Source organism: Clostridium sp. AF32-7AC (assembly GCF_003477925.1).
Lineage (GTDB): Bacteria > Bacillota > Clostridia > Lachnospirales > Lachnospiraceae > Otoolea > Otoolea fessa.
Genome location: NZ_QUEG01000001.1, coordinates 414,793 through 434,429, shown reverse-complemented (window position 1 = coordinate 434,429; position 19,637 = coordinate 414,793). Strand labels below are relative to the sequence as shown.

General features: G+C 48.9%; 14 protein-coding genes and 1 other annotated feature. Of the genes, 3 read left to right on the top strand and 11 right to left on the bottom strand.

The window, feature by feature from the left end; translation table 11 throughout:
* Nucleotides 1–14: 14 nt before the first annotated feature.
* The 8 genes from DWZ45_RS02035 to DWZ45_RS02000 form a co-directional block, all read right to left on the bottom strand.
* Nucleotides 15–1,175 carry a glycosyltransferase family A protein gene (locus DWZ45_RS02035; protein WP_118467354.1) on the bottom strand — a complete coding sequence of 387 codons (1,161 nt, stop codon included), beginning with the start codon at nt 1,173–1,175 and terminating at the stop codon, nt 15–17.
* The gene (locus DWZ45_RS02030; protein WP_118467352.1) at nt 1,138–2,508 is read right to left on the bottom strand and encodes an exopolysaccharide biosynthesis polyprenyl glycosylphosphotransferase; all 1,371 of its coding nucleotides are present in this window, start codon (nt 2,506–2,508) and stop codon (nt 1,138–1,140) included. The genes DWZ45_RS02035 and DWZ45_RS02030 overlap by 38 nt, the downstream gene beginning before the upstream one ends.
* Nucleotides 2,509–2,608: 100 nt before the next feature.
* Nucleotides 2,609–3,604: a glycosyltransferase gene (locus tag DWZ45_RS02025; protein WP_181986184.1), complete on the bottom strand. Its 996-nt coding sequence runs from the start codon at nt 3,602–3,604 to the stop codon at nt 2,609–2,611.
* On the bottom strand, nt 3,579–4,274 hold the full coding sequence (locus DWZ45_RS02020; RefSeq protein WP_118467350.1) for a transcription termination/antitermination NusG family protein: 696 nt from the start codon (nt 4,272–4,274) through the stop codon (nt 3,579–3,581). The genes DWZ45_RS02025 and DWZ45_RS02020 overlap by 26 nt, the downstream gene beginning before the upstream one ends.
* A gap of 689 nt (nt 4,275–4,963) precedes the next feature.
* The gene (gene leuS / locus DWZ45_RS02015) at nt 4,964–7,375 is read right to left on the bottom strand and encodes a leucine--tRNA ligase (protein WP_022360162.1); all 2,412 of its coding nucleotides are present in this window, start codon (nt 7,373–7,375) and stop codon (nt 4,964–4,966) included.
* A gap of 195 nt (nt 7,376–7,570) precedes the next feature.
* Nucleotides 7,571–7,809: a binding site (T-box leader), on the bottom strand.
* Nucleotides 7,810–7,937: 128 nt separating this feature from the next.
* Nucleotides 7,938–8,150 carry a ferrous iron transport protein A gene (locus DWZ45_RS02010; RefSeq protein ID WP_022360163.1) on the bottom strand — a complete coding sequence of 71 codons (213 nt, stop codon included), beginning with the start codon at nt 8,148–8,150 and terminating at the stop codon, nt 7,938–7,940.
* Nucleotides 8,151–8,382: 232 nt separating this feature from the next.
* A complete protein-coding gene (locus DWZ45_RS02005) occupies nt 8,383–9,441 on the bottom strand; it encodes an MBL fold metallo-hydrolase (protein ID WP_118467348.1) in 1,059 nt (352 codons plus the stop codon).
* Nucleotides 9,442–9,471: 30 nt separating this feature from the next.
* Entirely contained in the window at nt 9,472–10,827 is a 1,356-nt protein-coding gene (locus DWZ45_RS02000) for an MATE family efflux transporter (protein WP_118467346.1), read from the bottom strand.
* Between the two features lie 404 nt (nt 10,828–11,231).
* On the opposite strand from DWZ45_RS02000, the gene DWZ45_RS01995 reads away from it, so the two are divergent.
* Entirely contained in the window at nt 11,232–12,551 is a 1,320-nt protein-coding gene (locus DWZ45_RS01995) for an acetyl-CoA hydrolase/transferase C-terminal domain-containing protein (protein ID WP_118467344.1), read from the top strand.
* A gap of 158 nt (nt 12,552–12,709) precedes the next feature.
* Here the strand turns inward: DWZ45_RS01995 and DWZ45_RS01990 are convergent, their stop codons facing one another.
* The 3 genes from DWZ45_RS01990 to DWZ45_RS01980 all read right to left on the bottom strand — a co-directional run bounded on the left by DWZ45_RS01990 (nt 12,710) and on the right by DWZ45_RS01980 (nt 16,829).
* Entirely contained in the window at nt 12,710–13,231 is a 522-nt protein-coding gene (locus tag DWZ45_RS01990) for a hypothetical protein (protein ID WP_117795011.1), read from the bottom strand.
* Complete coding sequence (locus DWZ45_RS01985) at nt 13,228–14,358, bottom strand: hypothetical protein (RefSeq protein ID WP_118467342.1); 1,131 nt, start codon at nt 14,356–14,358, stop codon at nt 13,228–13,230. The genes DWZ45_RS01990 and DWZ45_RS01985 overlap by 4 nt, the downstream gene beginning before the upstream one ends.
* A gap of 380 nt (nt 14,359–14,738) precedes the next feature.
* Nucleotides 14,739–16,829 (bottom strand): elongation factor G, encoded by a 2,091-nt coding sequence (locus DWZ45_RS01980; RefSeq protein ID WP_118467340.1) that lies wholly within the window; start codon nt 16,827–16,829, stop codon nt 14,739–14,741.
* A 334-nt stretch (nt 16,830–17,163) separates the two neighbouring features.
* Between DWZ45_RS01980 and DWZ45_RS01975 the strand changes: the two genes are divergently transcribed.
* Nucleotides 17,164–18,270 carry a prephenate dehydrogenase gene (locus DWZ45_RS01975; RefSeq protein WP_118467338.1) on the top strand — a complete coding sequence of 369 codons (1,107 nt, stop codon included), beginning with the start codon at nt 17,164–17,166 and terminating at the stop codon, nt 18,268–18,270.
* A gap of 66 nt (nt 18,271–18,336) precedes the next feature.
* Nucleotides 18,337–19,614: a 3-phosphoshikimate 1-carboxyvinyltransferase gene (gene aroA, locus DWZ45_RS01970; protein ID WP_118467767.1), complete on the top strand. Its 1,278-nt coding sequence runs from the start codon at nt 18,337–18,339 to the stop codon at nt 19,612–19,614.
* Nucleotides 19,615–19,637 lie beyond the last annotated feature (23 nt).

Sequence of the window (19,637 nt, the reverse complement as noted above, 5' to 3'; positions counted from 1 at the left end):
ATCTATCTTCATATTTAGAACTTCCTTCTGCTCCGCCCAAGCGCCCATACCGCCGCCCGGTACAGCCCATACCGGCTTACCCGCAGCAGCTTCACCGCCTTATTTCGGTTCGCATGGTAAATTTCCGGATAGTCCCGAAGTAATTCATCTTCAAACTGCATCAATGCATGCTTTACTTCCTTGCCAGCCGGAAGGCTCAGAAGTATCTTCACTCTCCCAGCTGCCACCCTGGCGATTCCATTTTCAAGATACTGTAGCTTTTCCTGAGTGCATGAAATCTTCTTTCCGTCTTTTCCGGTAAGTGTTCCGCCCTGATACAGGCGGTAAAAGGACAGCAATGATTCCATCACTCGGTCATAATTTTCCTTATTCCTGATCATCTTCTCCGGGCTGACACTCTGTCCTTCCCGGCCGATCCGGTACTGATAGACAAAGTCCGGGATAAAGGATACGGTCTTGACCCACGGAATCGGATACAGGATGTATTCGGCATCAACGTAATAGCAGTGTTCATCGATGGAAAGCGGCATCTTCCGCAGGATCTCTGTTTTCCATGTGATTCCATGCATTTTCATGTAAATCTGATCTGCGATTCCATCGAATTCATAGGAAATCCCATATTTCACCCCTGAAAATGGTTCCGGAATTTCTGCTTTTTTCGGAAAGGAGCTTTCCTCTCCGCTTCGGTTGTCAAATCGCCAGTAGAAACCGCTGACCAGCACATCATCCCGACAGTTTTTCAGCGCAGCAATCAGATGATCCAATGCCTCCGGATCCACCCAGTCATCGGCATCGACTACTTTCATATATCGCCCCAATGCATTCTGGATGCCGCAGTTGATCCCAGATCCATGACCGCCATTTTCTTTATGAATGACACGGACAACGGTCGGATAGCGCTCCGCATATTGATCAGCAATCGCACCGGTTTGATCCCTTGATCCATCGTCTATAATCAATATTTCCAGGTATTCGGACCAATCCATACCTGGTTGAAAATCAGACATTCTTGCTGATACAGTTTGAATGTTTGATTCCGTTTCATTTCCTGTCCAGCTCTGATTTTTCTTTTTCAAATCCTGGTCTTTGCATCCTGCGCACAGTGAATCCAGGGTATATGTGATATATTTTTCCGCGTTATACGCCGGGATGACGACTGTCAGAAGCTTTTCCATTGTCTGCGACTCCTTCCGTACTCTCTTTGAGCATCATGATCTTCGGCGTCATCAGGATGAGCTTCAGGTCGAGAAGCAGAGAGTAATTTCGTATGTAAGTCAAATCCAGTTTCAGTTTGTCATAGGACGTTGTATTGTATTTTCCATAGACCTGCGCATATCCGGTCAGTCCGGCTTTCATCTTTAAGCGGTAGCAGAATTCCGGGATTTCTTTCTCGATCTCCGCCGCCAGCTCCGGGCGTTCCGGACGCGGTCCTACGATCGACATCTCACCTTTCCAGATATTGAAAAGCTGCGGCAGCTCGTCCAGGCGGGTTCTCCGAAGGAAATGTCCCACCGGCAGGATCCGGTCATCGTGTTCCGCTGCCAGTCTCGCCCCGGTTTTTGCCTCCGCGTTCTGGATCATCGTCCGAAATTTGCAGATCTGAAATTCTTTTCCGCCCTCTGTGAGACGGGTCTGCTTGTAAAAGACCGGACCGCGGTCGGTCAGGTAGATCGACAGCGCCACCAGAAGGAAAAATGGGGATAATACCACGATTCCGATGCTCGAACAGATGAAATCCATCGCCCGCTTAATAAATCGCTGAAGATCCGATATGCCATCATTTCTCGATAATAGCAGAGGACTGTCAAAGATATCTAATTCCTGGGAAGTCCGGATCAGAATGTCCGATAATTTCGGCACCGTGTAGGTCCGGATATCCTGCTCAAAACATTTCTTTAAAAGCGCATTTCGATCCTTCGCCGGAATATCTCCGATGATCAGAGCGTCGTATTTTTTTGCTTCTTCCAGAATCGCTTTCATGCCAACCCGGATATGAATGGCTGTTTCCAGATAGTATTTATCTTCTCTGGAATGAATCTTTTCCATCAGATGAAAGGCCGGACGGTCTCCGCATACCAAAAGCATTCTTCTTGGCGGAAACAGAATCCTGTATATCTGCTGAAACAGGAACGTCCAGATCAGTGCAATCAAAAGCTGGACAACCGTCATCCCAAGCAGTATCCGGGGATCATGAAATTTTTTATCTAACAGAGAAATCTGAATATACGTAATCAGATTTAAAAGTCCGATCGAAAGGATCTGAGAACAGAGCAGATTTCCTTTTTTCAGGTATCCGATCCGGAATCCCCCGTAAGTCAGCAGGAAAAATAGTAATAGTCCCGCATACAGGGCGATCATCAGCCAGTTTCCTCTTCTCCAGAACGGAAATTCGATCATTTTGTTGAAATATCCGTTCCAGACATATCCATAAGCGCCAACTTCTGCCCCCATCAGGAGCAGCGCACCTATCAGACGGAACAGTCGTTTGAATGGTTCATATTGTCTCAAAATAGTTCCTCTTCTTTTTGTTTTTATTCAGGCCGAACTCCACAGAACCCAACGTGTAATTCTATTCCAGGTAATCTGCCTGTTTCTTTTTATAGGAACACTAAGCATCCTCAGAAAGCGTTCCTCTCAATTTTTTCTGATAGAGTATTCCACGCACGGATGCCGGAATCAGACTTGCAGTAACGCGGATCACGCAGTTTCGCAGATACTCTCTTCTATTTAAAAATCCACTTTTAAAAAACGTTTTCTGCAGATTCAGAGCGGCCCTGGCATAGGACAGACCGCCGCGGCGTTTGATCATCCCATTGTCCGTTCTCGCATACACCAGAATATCCGAAAGATTTTCTGCTTTATATCCTGCCTGCAAAAGACGGACCCACAATTCATAGTCCTCCGCCCCCGGAACCGGATGATAGTTTCCCACCGCCAGCACAGCTGAACGCCGCATCATGACGGCCATATGGTTCATCGGATTGCGCTTTCTGGCAAACGTTAAAATTTCTTTATATTGGCAGGGAAGTGACCGAATTCCAGTGATTCTGCCCGGCGGAAACAATTTTCCATTCATCCCACTTCCAATTTCACCTCTATCTGGCGCATTTAGGTTATCTACATTTTCCTGTTCTGGCACTTCTGCTGCGGCAAATTCTGCAATTTTTCCGCTCAGAAGTCCGAGTTTCCCCTGTTCTGCTTTCTTTCCCAGCAATTTGCCCGCTGCTTCTTCTGCATATCGTTTCAGCTGCTTTTCACAGCGATCCGGACAGGCAATATCATCACTGTCCATGCGGGCGATCCATTCATTTCGGCACGCTTCTACACCTGCTGCCAGCGCCCGTGCGATTCCGCCGCATACAGGAAGGCGAAGCACCTGCAGAACTCCCGGCCATTCCCGGTCAATCGTCTGGATCGTTTCATCCAACACTGGTGTCAACGGTCCATCGCATACCAGGACAAATTCATCTGGAGGAATCGTCTGATTCATCATGCTGGCTGCCGCCTGATAGAAATACGCTGGATTTTCTTTGTGATATACCGGCATCAGAACCGAATATTTCATACACTCATACTCATTATTCTGCTGCCAGCTTTGTTCCATCGTTCTCCGCTCCATGTAATCTTGTTATCTTTTTTGATGGGTTCTTTCCAGAGACCGATACCCGGCTAAAATCGTTTTCCTGGAAATCTCCTGAAAGATTTTTAGGGTTCAGGGGTCCTTTCTTTGGGAAAACTGCCTCCGGATCATCTTCCATCCGGATTGCCAGCTCTACCTGTCGTGCTTCGTTCAGCAGTTCTGCCTGAATCGTCACGATTCGTTTCCGCAGCCGCTTCCGGATGATCTTTGGCAGCATCTCACCAAGCACTCCTTCCGCCCATTTGATCTCCCCCGCGTCATTTGCCCGCACCAGAAACCGCCGGACGGTGTGAGAAGAATCCTCCCGAAGAAGTTCTTTCAGAAATTTCTCTTCCTCTTTTTTTAAGGGGACTGCCGTTCCATATGGATGCGCTTCCGAACCAGCATTCAGAAATCGAACCAGCCCCGCCAGACATTTCACTCCGTCTTCCAAAACCGGCTCATCCGCCGTGTCCACAAACACATAGCCCGGAAACATGACTTCCGTATCTACATAGTAGACACCGCCCATCCGCCAGGTCCGTTCTTTGGACAACACAAAACAAGGCTTTTCAGCCTTATCCCGATAAAAATGATTCAGTTTTTCTGCCGCTTCTGCCTCGCGTCCCACAGGTGTCTGCACCACGTACCACATACAGGCGTTCTCCCTTTCATGTTTGCGATTTTCGCAGAATATCTAGTTCTGCGAAAATCTTCAATCATTATACGATACTTTCAAGGTTAATTCAATAGAAGTTTCTCCCAAGAATCTCTTATGAAATTATTAAGTCATCATTTCTGAACAAAAATTTCTGAAATTCTCATATAATATTTCCCTTTGCTTTTGAAGTTTTTGTCAATACGGCATTTGGGTTCTGCATATAAAACCTTTTATTTTCGCAGAACTAGATATTCTGCGAAATTTTTTATTCTGATTTTTCTAGCTACAAGCTATTATGTTGCATTTATGATATAAAATTTATCTTTTGAATTGGTAGACTTTTTAGACAATTTTATTGAACGATAGTACTCCACACCTTCGCTTCCTCCCAGAAGCGCCATATGGAATGTTTCGTATAGACAGCAAAAAGCATTCCATATGAGTTTTTCCTCATCAAGAATGCTTTTTGCATTCAGGGCTGATTGAAACGCCGAATTGTCCGGGTTGACAAATATTCCCATATTCAATTTAATTTTATCATTTAAGAAATCAAATAGCAGGCACGTGAAAAAGGAGCGGGCAAAAAAACAGCGGCCACACAGTTTTTCTCCCCTGTATAGCCGCTGACCTTATCTGCATAGAAAAGTCACAGATTCTTCTGCTTCTTCCCATACCATTTTTATTTATTTCATAACAATATTCACAATCCGTCCCGGAACGTAAATTTCTTTTACGATATTTCCAGTCAGCTTGTCCTTGATAGCCTCTTTACCAGCGGCGATCGCATCTTCTTTGGAGATGTCTGCCGGTACGGTGATGGTCGCACGGACTCTGCCGTTGATCTGAACGGCTACCTCTTTCTCGTCATCCTTCATCTTCTCTGCGTCGCACTCCGGCCAGGAAGCATGGAAGACACTGTCGGTGCCGCCGAGCTCCTGCCACAGCTCTTCACCCAGATGCGGTGCGAACGGTGCCAGCAGGATAGTGAAGGTCTTGAGGGTTTCTTTGTCGATGCCGCCCTCTTTCTTCGCCAGATCGATGAGCTTGTTGTTGTACTCCATGAAACCGGAGATAACGGTATTCAGGCTGAACTGCTCGAAACGCTGCTCAATGTCGAATACCAGTTTGTGGCGCAGTTTAACCATTTCCTTGGTCTCTTTGATGTCTTTGTCCTTGCTGGTCATAACCAGGTTGTAGAAACGGTTCAGGAAACGGGATACGCCCTCGATACCGCGGTCATCCCACTCTGCATCCAGTTCCGGCGGTCCTACGAAAAGCTCATAGAGACGCAGGGAATCGCAGCCGTAGTCGCGTACCAGATCATCCGGGGATACGACATTGCCTTTCGACTTACTCATCTTGATACCATTCTTACCAGTGATCATACCCTGGTTGAACAGCTTCTTGAACGGCTCGTCGAAGTCAATAACACCGATATCGCACAGGAACTTAGTGTAGAAACGGGAATACAGCAGATGCAGTACTGCATGTTCAACACCGCCGATGTACATATCAACCGGCAGATATTTGTCTGCTTTCTCACGGGATACCAGTTCTTTATCGTTCTTGTTATCTACATAGCGCAGGAAGTACCAGGAAGATCCAGCCCACTGCGGCATGGTGTTTGTCTCACGTTTTGCCGGAGCTCCGCAGCACGGGCAGGTGGTGTTGACCCACTCGTCGATGGCTGCCAGCGGGGATTCGCCGGTACCAGTCGGCTGATAGCTTTCTACCTCCGGAAGTTTTAACGGAAGCTGATCCTCCGGAACCGGTACGTTGCCGCACTTCGGGCAGTGTACGATCGGGATCGGCTCGCCCCAGTAACGCTGACGGGAGAATACCCAGTCACGCAGCTTATAATTGACTCTCTTGTGACCGATACCTCTCTTCTCAATCATTTCCGGCGCTTCTTTTTTCAGTACGGAAGATTCCATACCATTCCACTCGCCAGAGTTGATCATCGTGCCGGACGCCTCGGTATACGCCTCAGTCATGTTCTCGATCTCTTTGCCATCTTTTGCGATAACCTGGATGATCGGGATATTAAATTTCTTTGCAAACTCGAAGTCACGGTCATCGTGTGCCGGTACGCACATGATAGCGCCGGTACCGTAGTCAGCTAATACATAATCAGACAGCCAGATCGGAACCTTCGCACCGTTGATCGGGTTGATTGCATAAGTTCCGGTAAATACGCCGGTCTTTTCCTTATCCTGCAGACGGTCTACGTTGGAACGCATGGATGAATCGAAAATGTATTTCTCTACTGCCTCGCGGGTCTCATCGGTTGCCAGGCTCTTTGCCATCGCGTGCTCCGGAGCCAGTACCATGAAAGTTGCACCGTACAGGGTGTCCGGGCGGGTGGTGTAAACGGTGATCTTCTCATCGCGTCCCTCTACGCCGAAATCAACCTCTGCACCGTAAGATTTACCGATCCAGTCAGTCTGCATCTTTTTAACCTTCTCCGGCCAGTCCAGTTTGTCCAGATCATTTAAGAGGCGGTCTGCGTACGCGGTAATCTTGAGCATCCACTGACGCAGGTTTTTCTTGGTAACCGGGGTACCGCAGCGCTCACAGCAGCCGTTGACAACTTCCTCGTTTGCCAGACCTGTCTTACAGGACGGGCACCAGTTGATCGGGAATTCTTTCTCGTATGCCAGACCTTTTTTGAACATCTGGACGAAGATCCACTGGGTCCATTTGTAGAATGCCGGATCTGTGGTATTTACTTCCATATCCCAGTCATAGATGGCTGCGATCTCGTTGATCTGACGTTTAATATTTTTAATGTTGGACTCGGTCGAGATAGCCGGGTGTACGCCCATCTTGATCGCGTAGTTCTCTGCCGGCAGACCAAATGCGTCCCAGCCCATCGGATGGATCACGTATTTGCCGCGCAGCAGCTGATAACGGCTCCATACATCTGAAATAACGTAGCCTCTCCAGTGACCAACGTGCAGACCACTTCCGGACGGATATGGGAACATATCCAGGCAGTAATATTTTTCTTTCTTTCCATCGTTTACATTGATGGGATGTTTTTCCCAGTTCTCGCGCCATTTTTTCTCAATGGCGGTATGATTGTACTGTGACATCTTTGTTCCTCCTGTTTTCTGCTTAACCCACGCTGATTTTTTGCTATTTCCTGTCAAAATCCGGCTCCAGTCTCTAAAATGATGATTCATTATTGCAATCGACTGGTCCGTTGGCAGTTGCATAACATCCAACCCTTGCGGACATTCTTTCAATCCGGTAACGTCAAAAACGCCCTGCGTCTCTACATTACCTGTATAGAGACGCAGGGCGAAAATTCCAACTGCGCGGTACCACTCTATTTCACACGGAATCCGTGTGCTCCTCATCGTCCTGTAACGGCGGATGACCGGCTCTGTCTACTCGGGTATTCAAAAACACTTCTTTCAACAGGCTGCTCCCGGACCAGTTCGGCGGCTTCCTTCCGCTGCCTCACACCATCCGGCAGCTCTCTGTAGAAATTTCGCGGCTTACTACTTCCGTTCATTGCATTTGTGCTATCTGGTAGAATAGCATAAATGGGAAGAAATGTCAAGTAACGTGACCTTCTCAAACTTGCACGTGACAGATTCGACGTTCTTTCAATACATGACATTTTCGACAATCTTTCAATCACCGTCAAACCTACACCTGAATCCGCTCTGCCACTTCATCGCCCAGTGCCAGCCGAACCTTTCCATTTCCGATGATCAGACCATCCAGCACACGTCCAAGGACCCGGATACGGCTTCCTTCTTTGATTCCATAGCGCTCCAAAAAGTTCATCACATCCGCATTTCCAAACATCCACTTGATTTCACAGGACTCTCCCGCCTGCACCTTTGCCAACGACTGCATACAACGACCTCCTGACTGATATTCCGCTTTCTGTAACTGTTCAGTACCTTCACAGTCACGCGCAAAATCCATTAAAAATTGCCTACGGCAATGGGATTTTTGTCTGCTGGTCCATGTTTTCGTACGGTCAGCGCAGTAAATGCGCAGACCTACTGAACAGTTACTGCTTTCTTTACTATTATTATATGCAGTCAGACTATTGTTAGTCAATGGTAATAATTGTTAGTTAATTCTAACAGTATTTAGCCGTTACCGTGAACCATCTCCACACTTCTCCGTCCATCTCCCGGCGGATTCTGCCGCGCAGGCGGAGGTAGTCCAGATGCGCCATGCACTCGCCCACCGCGAACCACTTCTGGGACGGTGGAAATTCTTCCCAGCTGGCGGCACGGATCTTCCAGCGCATCTTTCCAGCCGTCTCATATGCCGTCATACCCGGATGTTCGGCAAGCAGCGCCTCCGTCTCCTCCAGACGCCGCTCATGGTGTGCCAGCAGCGCCTCGATGCGCGCCGCATAATCGCCTGTCTTCCGGTGTCCCGGTAGGGCAAGGCGGACCGGATATTTTCTGGCGAGACGCAGGCTGTCGAGATAGTCACCTAATGAATCCTCCGATTCCAGCCAGGAAGTAATATTCGGCGATATATCAAACAGGATATGATCGCCCGTGAACATGACGCCCTGCTTCTCTGCCCAGAACATCGCATTGCCCGGCGTATGCCCCGGCACGGAGATCATTTCCAGGGTGTAATCTCCTACCGTGTATTTCCAGCCTGCCTCAATCGGAACAAAACGGTCATCAACCTGATCCAGCTTATAGCGGACTGCCGGATTGAGCGCCTGCGTTTTCTTCATCTCATCCTCCGGAAATCCCCCGGCACGGAATTGCTCCGCCAGCCGAAGCGGACGCTCCGGTGTAAAACCGTCCTTTAAAATCGCCAGATCGGTTCCGCTGATATAAATGCGGCTGTCCGCCCCTGCCGCCTCCCTGGCAAGTCCTGTGTGATCCGAGTGCAGGTGTGTCAGAAGAATATCCAGCCGATCCGGGCTACTTCCAAGTGCCCGAAGCCCGGCAAACAGCGCCTCCCGGCATTCCTCGCGCCGAAATCCGGTGTCAATCAGAAGATCACGCTCGTTTTCTTTTCCCTTGATCAGGTAACTGTTGAGTTCCCGCAAAGGATTCTGCGGCAATTCCACACCGATCCGCCAGATTCCATCTGCCACCTGTTCTACAAGGGCTTCCCTCTTCTCTATGTTCTTTGTGATTTCTTCTCTTTTATTTTCTTTAAGCATATTTTTCCTTATTGAATCTATTGAATCTTCTCAGCCTTCTGCTTTCTCTTCTCTATGATCCATCGTTCGGAACAGATGTGCACAAATCAAAATCGCCACCACAATCGACAGATAATCAGCCGCCGGCTGTGCATAGATAACTCCATCCAGGCCAAACATCGCATTCAGCACGAAAATCAGCGGAATAAAAATCAGTCCCTGGCGGCAGATCGTAAGAATCAGCGACGGAAGCGCTTTTCCCATTCCCTGGATCGTATTGATGCAGAGGAATAAGATACCAAGGAGTGGCGCAGAAAGCTGCAGGGCAACCACCATCTGAATACCATACTGGACAACTTCCGCATCATTAATAAACATCTGAATCATTGTCTTTCTTGCGACAATCATAATCAATGTCAGAATCGTTCCCATAATAACCGATACAAGTCCTGTAAATTTGAATACCGACATCAGGCGTTTCTTGTTGCGCGCTCCATAATTATAACCGATCAGCGGCTGGATTCCCACGCAGAGACCAATCTGCAGCAGGACAACAAGCATATTGGATTTCATCGCAACCCCCATCGCCGCTACCGGTGTGTCACCGTAACCGACCAGCGCCTGGTTCAGGATAATATTGGCAAAGCTCATCAGGATGTTATTTAAGGATGCCGGAATACCGATCCCTGCCACGCCGGAAGCGATTCCATCTCCCATCTTAAAATCACGGAAATGAATCGACAGTGTCGATTTTCCCCGTAGATAATAAGCAATATAGTAAAGACAGGCCGCAATATTGCCGATGATCGTCGCAAGCGCTGCACCGGTCACTCCCCAGCCAAGCACCAGGATCATGATCGGATCCAAAATAATATTTACTACGGTACCTATCAGGTTTCCGACCATCGATTCTCTCGATGCGCCTTCTCCCCGCAGAATATTCGCAAATGCAGTTGAAAACATAATAAACGGCGCGCCGATTGCAATAATCGCCAGGTACTGTCTCGCAAAACCGATCGTATTTACACTGGCACCGATGAGATGCAGAATGGTTTCCATTCCAAGTACAGACAGGATAGCCACTATCACGCCCAGCCCCAGGGATCCATAGCAGCAGAATGAACTGATATGACATGCCCGATCTTTATGGCGTTCTCCCAGTGCTCTCGATATCGCTGAGCTGCCGCCGATACCGAACAGATGGCCTAATGCCATAAAAATCATAAAGACCGGCGTTGCCAGCGAAACTGCCGCCACCTGCAGCGGATCCTTCGTCTGACCGATGAAAAATGTATCCGCCATGTTATAGATAACAACCACCAGCATGGAAATCATGGTCGGAACCGCCATGGTTGCGACCGCCTTCGGTACGGGTGTTTTTTCAAATAAATCCGTATTTGTTTTCATTTGTCGTAACTCCTCTCTTTCTATATTTGTTGTATTCTTTACAGTCACATTCTCGCGCCGAGCGCGGTCGCTTGCGACATGTTTCTGCTTCGCGCAAGTGCACATCATTGGCACGTTAGTGCCTTTTTGTGTAATAGGGGATTCCAAGGAATTTCCTATTACATAAAAATACAGGCACTTCTGCCTGCTGTGTAAAAGACCAACTCTTATTTATAAACACTTAATTTTATCATAAACACCTATTTTGTCAACTATTTCCGTATTAAACCTATCTTAAACTCATCTTAAAACCCAGCTTAAAAATTGTCTTTTGGAATTGTCTTTGGAAGTTGCAAAAAAGCGCTTTCTGGGATATGATGGAAACTAGAAAATTATGAATTTCATACCGATGGAGGATTTTTACTATGTCTAACAATTACGCAGGCAAATTTGTAAGTGCTGAGACCGCCGTCAAGGCCGTTCAACCGGGCGACTGGGTGGATTATGGCTTTGGCGCTGGATTTCCGGAGCTTCTCGACCGTGCGCTGGCAGCGCGCAGGGATGAGCTGACCGATGTCAAGATCCGCGGTGGTTTAGTCATCCGCCCGCGCATCGAGGTTGTCGAAAGCGACCCGGAGCAGAAAGCATTCAGCTACTACAGCTGGCACATCGGCGATTATGAGCGCAAGCTGCAGACCCGTGGGCTCTGCAAGTTTATGCCGATGATGCTGCGTTCCCTGCCGGAAATGTACCGCCACCACATTCGCGTGGATGTTGCCTTTGTACCGGTTTCCAGACCAGATGCGGACGGCTGCTGCGGACTGGGTATTTCCAACTATGCATGGCGCACCATCTTTGAGAATGCGCGCACCGTCATCTTCGAGATCAATGAGCGCCTCCCGCGCTTACAGGGCGTCGATGGTTCCCACCGTGTCCACCTCTCAGAGGCAGATTTCATCGTCGAGGGCGAGCATGAGCCGCTTCCGATCCGCACCTACCGCGATCCGAGCGCCATTGATATTGAGATTGCCAAACGTGTCGTTGAGGAGATCCCGGACGGCGCTGTCCTTTCCCTGGGCGTCGGCGGCGTTCCGTTTACCGTTGCCAATATGCTGGCACAGTCCGACAAAACCGACCTCGGCTGCCACACCGGCACCATCAGCGATGCTTTTTTAGCCCTCTATAAGGCTGGCAAGCTGACCAACAAGAAGAAGGAAATTGACAACGGTTATTCTACCTGGAACCTTGCCATGGGCTCTCAGGAATTATATGACTGGCTGGATAATGAGCCGCAGCTCTTCCACCCGGCTGATGTCGATTACGTCCACTCCCCATACCGCATCGGTGAAATGAAAAATGTCATCAGCATCAACGGTGGCGTCGAGCTGGATCTGATGGGACAGGAAAATGCCGAGTCTGCCGGCACCCGACAGCTCTCCGGTATCGGCGGACAGATGGATTTCCTGGAGGGCGCATTCCGCTCCGAGGGAGGCAAGGGCTTTATCTGCCTTGCTTCCACCCACAAGAAAAAAGATGGCTCCTTAAAATCCAACATCGTACCGTTCATTCCGGGCGGCAGCACCGTATCTGCACCGCGTACCATGATTCAGTACGTGGCGACCGAGTACGGTATCGCAAAACTGACCGGGCTTACCTTAAAAGAACGAGCGGATGCCATGATCGCCATCGCACACCCGGATTTCCGTGATGAGTTGCGCCGGTATGCGGAGGAGAATTTTAAATAAAAATTGGAAAGATACATCGGAACCGAAACATCAACATTCCATGTTATCTTTGATTCTTTGAAAACCAGAATTTTCAACATAGAAAAGCCGTAACCTTATACTTTCGCTCATGAGTTTAATCCCATGGGCGAGTATATCTGGTTACGGCTTTTTATTTTTTATGCCTCTTTCTTCGCCCCTATAACAACCACAACCACCATAAACCGGCAGACCAGAATAATCATAGACGCAAAGAGCTGCCACAGCGCGATATGCAGAATCAGGCTGACTGCGTACCCACACAGTGCTGCTCCCATTACCATAGCATATCCACAGCACAGTTCGGAGTGATACGAATGTCTGGGCGAACCTGCGGTGTAGCTTTCCATCAGTCCATAGAGCACCACATATTCCAGCATACACGGAATCAGCGACCAGATGGTTCCGTCCGGCCGCCTCCAGAACATGGACAGAAAGCTAGAAAAAGCAGTCACCAGCACAAGCGCCGCCCCTGCTGCCCGGTACACTCTCATCTCTTTTACATCCATCTGGAAAAATCCAGCCTGTCGCTCTTTCTGGAGAATCCCGATATATAAAATCAGGAACCCGATGCAGGGCGGCAGCAGCATCACATGGAACAGATTAATATGAATCGAAGCAAGAATCAGACCGGCTAAAATCTTATGATCTCCCGTTTTCACTTAAATGCCTCCTCTTTCAGCAGATATTTCCACACATCAATAAAGCGAAGCTCCCTTCTCTTCCTGTATTCATTTTCAAATGAAAGAACCTGCTCCCCGCCATCTTTGCCGATATATGAAAGCACTGCAACTCCTGAATGAAATACCTGCGGTGACTGGTCTTCCTCTTTGCCAATCCAATGGCTCTGGAACGTCAGCACATCACCCGTTTTTACTGTCAGCCGTTTCGGATCTTCCCCTTCTTTTTGGGCTGGGATAGGCTCTCCATTTAAGGTCATCGAAAAATTTTCCATCTCCCCGGCTGACGCAATGCAACCTTTTACTTCGATGGTTCCATCTTTCTGAACGGTGTAAACCTGTGTGGCCGTTCCATCTGAATTGGCGCTGGAACTTGGATTTTCCAGGGCGCTCCCGCCCTCCGGATTTGCAATCAGTACCAGATTACCAATTTTTACGTCCGCTGTGTTTCCATCTGAATAGAGCACCTGCGCCCGCGTCAGGATTCTCCACTGACTGATCCCGTTATGCTGCGGATCTTCAATCGAAAGCGTAGCATCCAGGCGATGAAGCGCATACTGTCCCGCTGACTGGACTGTCTCCCGCATTTCCTGCATTTGAAGTTCAGGCAACTCTGAAAAACGAATTTCTCTCACACAGATCTCATCCGTCACATCCGTCAGATAGGCAAAATTTACCTGTGTATACCATACATCCGAAGTTTCATCTGTCTCATCCACACTTTCTTCCCCGAGCGCATATAAGAACACTGTATTCTCCAATTCCATATTCGCATTCAGGTCTTTCACACCTTCGTCTAAAACTCCAACTTTCACATCGGAATCGGTACTTTCTTCTTCAAGCGCCTCACTTGACACAGATGAAACGATTCCATCCTCCGAAGTTTCTACTCCGTCCAGCCCACAGCCCAGATAAGCCGACTGGCTGTAGTGCAGAAACAGCGGTTCTTTCAGCCGGAACGTATACTGGGCGCTCAGACCCGCCAGCAGACAAATAAGCGCCAGCACCAGCCAGATACGCACGATCATCCGCTCCGGGTGTTTCCGAACTGTTTTTGCCTGTTCTTTTACTTCCATGAGTTCCCCGCTTTTCTCATTTTTCTCTATCATAAAAAGGCCACCCACCTGTCTGTATAAGTTGTTCTCTTTGCAACATTATACCTTTTTACAGGTGGGTAGTCTTTTCTATTTTCTTACAATTTATAGCCTTCTTTTTGAAAATTGCAAAAGCACGCAATTCGTAGCAATTTGGCATCCGCATTCACTGCCTTAACTTCTCGCCTGTCCCATCGATAACATTCACAGCGCTTTGTTCAATTCAAGCACAGCCTATAACCATATCGATCCGAAAGACCTTCCAGAAAGAGAAAGCCGCCGCTGACAGCCTTGATGAATCGGTATCGATCCACTCAGCCGCCTGCGGCGGTTTTCTGCTTATTTATATAAGAATATCATATTTTTGACCGAAACGGTAAGCACTTCATCTGCCATTATTCAGCTTCTGCCGCTCTCGCCTCCACTTCTCTCTTCTGTACATCGCCCGGAGCCTGCTCGTAGCGGCTGAACTCATAGGAGAATTCACCGATACCGCCGGTCATGGAACGAAGATCGGTGTTATAACCAAACAGCTCGGACATCGGGATATCTGCCTCGATGATCTGTTTGCCGTGATGGTTGGAGTTCATACCGAGAACACGACCTCTTCTGCGGTTCAGATCGCCCATAACATCGCCGGTGAATTTATCCGGAACGGTTACTTTCAGAGATGCGATCGGCTCAAGGAGAACTGGATTCGCTTCCATGAACGCTTTCTTGAATGCCAGCGTCGCTGCCATCTTGAATGCCATCTCGGAGGAGTCAACCGGATGATAGGAACCATCTAACAGGGTTGCTTTCACACCGACAACCGGATATCCAGCCAACGGACCCTTCTGTACGCATTCCTGAATACCTTTCTCAACTGCCGGGAAGTAGTTCTTTGGAACGGCACCGCCAAATACCTTCTCTTCAAATACATATGGTGTCTCCAGATCGCCGGACGGCTCGAAGGACATCTTAACATCGCCGTACTGTCCATGTCCACCGGACTGTTTCTTATATTTGCCCTGTGCTTCTACTTTCTTGCGAAGTGTCTCGCGGAATGCAAATTTCGGTTTGCTGAGCACAATGTCTACTTTATATCTTGCCTGCAGCTTGCTGACAACAACTTCGAGCTGCTGCTCGCCGATGCCGTAAAGTAAGGTCTGACGGTTCTCGGTATCGCTGACGCTTCTGAGTGTCAGATCTTCGTCCATCATCTTCGCCAGTGCACTGGAGATCTTGTCCTCATCGCCTTTGGTCTTAGCTGCGTATGCCATGTAGGTATACGGGGTAGAAATCTTCGGTTTGTGGTATACAATCGGAGCCGTGCGGACTGCGATGGTATCGCCGGTCTGAGTAACGTTTAATTTGGCAACCGCGCCGATATCGCCAGCCTTTAATTCCGGAACCTCGATGACATCCTTGCCGCGGAGAACATATACTTTCTGAACTTTCTCTTCAGCATCTTTGTTTACATTGTAGATAACGGTATCTGGTTTTAAGGTACCGGTACAAATCTTCATCAGGGAGTATTTGCCGATGAACGGGTCAACCACAGTCTTGAAAACACGTGCCGACAGGGATACATCGTCATTATATTTAGCGGTAAAGCGCTCTGCGGTCGATACATCGACACCGACACACTCGAACTTGTCCGGTGACGGGAAGTATTTATCGATCGCCTGCAGCAAATATGCGAAGCCCTGTGCATTGACACCGGAACCCATCATAACCGGAACGATGTTGCCCTCACTTACGTGCTCACGCAGCGCCTGTGCGATCTCTTCCTGTGTGAATTCTTCACCGGAGAAATAGCGCTCCATATATTCTTCACTCGTCTCTGCCACTGCCTCGATCAGCGCATCACGGATGATGCCGAGGTTCTTCTTGGTGTACTCCGGAATCTCGCATTTCTCATATTCGCTTAAATGGGTGAAACGGCGGCCTTCCATCTTTACCGCATTGACAAAGCCGACAAATTTTTCATTTTCACGGATCGGCACCTGGAACGGCGCGATCTTACGGCCAAACTGTTTCTCCAGTTTTAAGATCAGCTCACGGAAGCTTGCCTGATCGTCATCCATGTTGGTAACGAAGAACAGGCGCGGCAGGTTGTACTCTTCACAGAGTTCCCATGCCTTCTCGGTTCCGACTTCGATGCCAGCCTTGCAGTTTACAACGATGATTGCTGCATCTGCTACACTGATAGCTTCCTCTACTTCTCCCACAAAATCAAAATAGCCAGGGGTATCTAACAGGTTAATCTTGATCGGTCCATCTTCTCCTTGATACTCCAACGGAATCAGCGTGGTGGAGATAGAGAACTGTCTCTTGATTTCTTCTTTATCATAATCGCTGATGGTGGTTCCTTCCGGAACTTTTCCCATTCTCTTGGTAGTACCTGTTACCAGTGCCAGCGCCTCTGCTACCGTTGTCTTGCCGGCACCGCCGTGCCCCAGTAACACTACATTGCGGATTTGTTTTGTCCCATACACGTTCATAGTTAAGTCCTCCCGTCTATTTATTTTGATGTTTTTTTCTTGTATTTTAACCTCTGTTCATATTGTACAAGAAAATAGAGAAAATTTCAAGCAAAACAACACCTTTATACAAAATTTATTCGTTTTATTTTGAAAAGCATTGAAAATGCGACAATTTCCCTGTTCAAAGGCGGTGAAATCAATCGCATTTTCGCAAATTTAGTAATAAACAGATGTAAAAAAATTTCTTTTTCACTTCAACGCGTAAAATCGTTGACAAGTGACTTGTTCTATTCTACAATAATTTCTAGTTTCATTTTTTACTATACTACCTATGAAAGAGAGCGTAATTGCTATGAATACACCGATTAATCATCTTACCGCCGGTTTCATCGGACTCGGTCTGATCGGCGGCTCTATCGCCAGAGGTTTGAAACGCAGCGCCCCGGATATTCAGATCATGGCTTATATGCGAACCCGCGAAAAATTGGAACAGGCACATGCAGACGGCATTGTTGACCTGATTCTGGACGGCGTGGACGAGCATTTAAGCGAGTGCGACATCATTTTCCTGTGCACACCGGTTGAATTTAATGAATCCTATCTGCGCCAGATCCGGCCGTTCTTAAAGGAAGGCGCGGTTGTGACTGACGTCGGAAGCACCAAGACCAGCATTCATGAGACCGTTGCCGCGCTTGGCATGGAAAGCTGCTTCGTCGGCGGACACCCGATGGCTGGCTCGGAAAAGACCGGCTACGAGAGTTCAACCGACCATTTGCTGGAAAATGCGTACTATATCATTACCCCGACGCCGCACACCCCGGCTTCCTACACCGACCGTATGGTGGAGGTGGCAAAGGCGATCGGTGCGCTGCCCCTGGTGCTGGATTACCATCGTCATGATTTCATTGTCGCGGCGATCAGCCATCTGCCGCACCTCATCGCCTCCAGCCTGGTCAACCTGGTACACGACTGCGACGGCGAGGATCAGATGATGAAACGGCTGGCTGCCGGAGGTTTCAAGGATATCACCCGTATTGCCTCCTCTTCTCCGGTCATGTGGGAACAGATCTGCATGACGAACACAGGCAATATCACTGAGGTGCTGGATCGCTACATTGATTCCCTGACGACATTGCGAGAAGAACTGTCCGACCACCAGTCTAGAGCCATCTACCAGCTGTTTGAGTCCTCCCGCGACTACCGGAATTCGTTTGCAGAAATTCCAAAAGGATCGATACAGCCGGAATATGCCTTCTCCGCCGACGTGGTGGACGAGCCAGGTGCTATCTCCATCATTTCCTCGATCCTCTCCGGTAAAGGAATCAGTATCAAAAATATCGGCATCAGCCACAACCGTGAGCATGGCGAGGGCGCGCTGCGGATCAGCTTCTACGACAAGGCTTCGATGGAAGCGGCGTGGGCGCGTTTGAAGAAATACAATTACACGCTGTTCGCGTAGACTGCAATGTATGTTTCAAACTTAACTTTCAACATTAATGTTTAGGCAGGTACAACTATGAACTCAATGAAATTTACCCATACATCTTCTCTCCGGGGCGAACTGACCGTTCCGGGAGACAAGTCCATCTCCCACCGCAGCGTCATGTTCGGCGCTCTTGCGGACGGACTGACCGAAATTCACGGCTTCCTGCAGGGCGCAGACTGTCTCTCCACGATCTCCTGTTTTTCCAAAATGGGAATCTCGATCGAAAATCAGGGCGAGACCGTTCTCGTCCACGGACGTGGACTGCATGGGCTGACTGCCCCAGACTCCGTTTTAGACTGCGGCAACAGCGGCACCACAACGCGCCTGATCTCCGGCATTCTCTCGGCCCAGAAATTTGACACAACACTGACCGGCGACGCTTCCATCCAGAAACGTCCGATGAAGCGCATCATCGATCCTCTCTCTCAGATGGGCGCAAAGATCGAGAGTGTCAATGGAAATGGTTGCGCGCCGCTCCATATCACCGGCTCACCACTGCACAGCATCCATTATAATTCTCCGGTTGCCTCCGCCCAGGTCAAATCCTCGATTCTGCTGGCAGGTCTGTATGCCGACGGAGAAACCCGCGTGACCGAACCTTACATTTCCCGCGATCACAGTGAACGGATGCTGTCCGCATTCGGCGCAGACATCCACACAGATGGAACCACCGCGATTTTACAGCCGGCAAAACAGCTCTATGGACAGAAAATCCTGGTTCCGGGCGATATCTCCTCCGCTGCCTTCTTTATCGCAGCCGGACTCATCGTACCGGATTCAGAAATCTTAATTAAAAATGTCGGTATCAACCCGACCCGCGACGGCATCCTGCGCGTCTGCAAGGCGATGAACGCGGACGTCGAACTTCTCAATGTAAACACCGCCTCCGGCGAACCGACCGCCGACCTGCTCGTCCGCTCCGGTAAGCTGACTGGAACCGCGATCGAGGGTGCGATCATCCCGACTCTCATCGACGAGCTTCCGGTGATCGCTGCGATGGCGTGCTATGCCGAGGGAACCACCGTCATACGCGATGCCGCGGAACTGAAGGTAAAAGAGTCAAACCGCATTGCTGTCATGGTAGAGAATTTAACCGCTATGGGCGCGGATGTGACCGAGACCGAAGATGGCATGATCATCCACGGAGGCAAGCCGCTGCACGGTGCTGTGATCGACAGCAAGAAGGATCACCGCATCGCCATGACCTTCGCCGTTGCCGCACTCGGCGCTTCCGGCGAGACCGAAATTCTGGATGCAGACTGCGTGAACATCTCCTATCCGGGATTCTATGGGGATCTGGAACGGCTGTGTAAATAAAATGTGACTATGCATATTTGAGA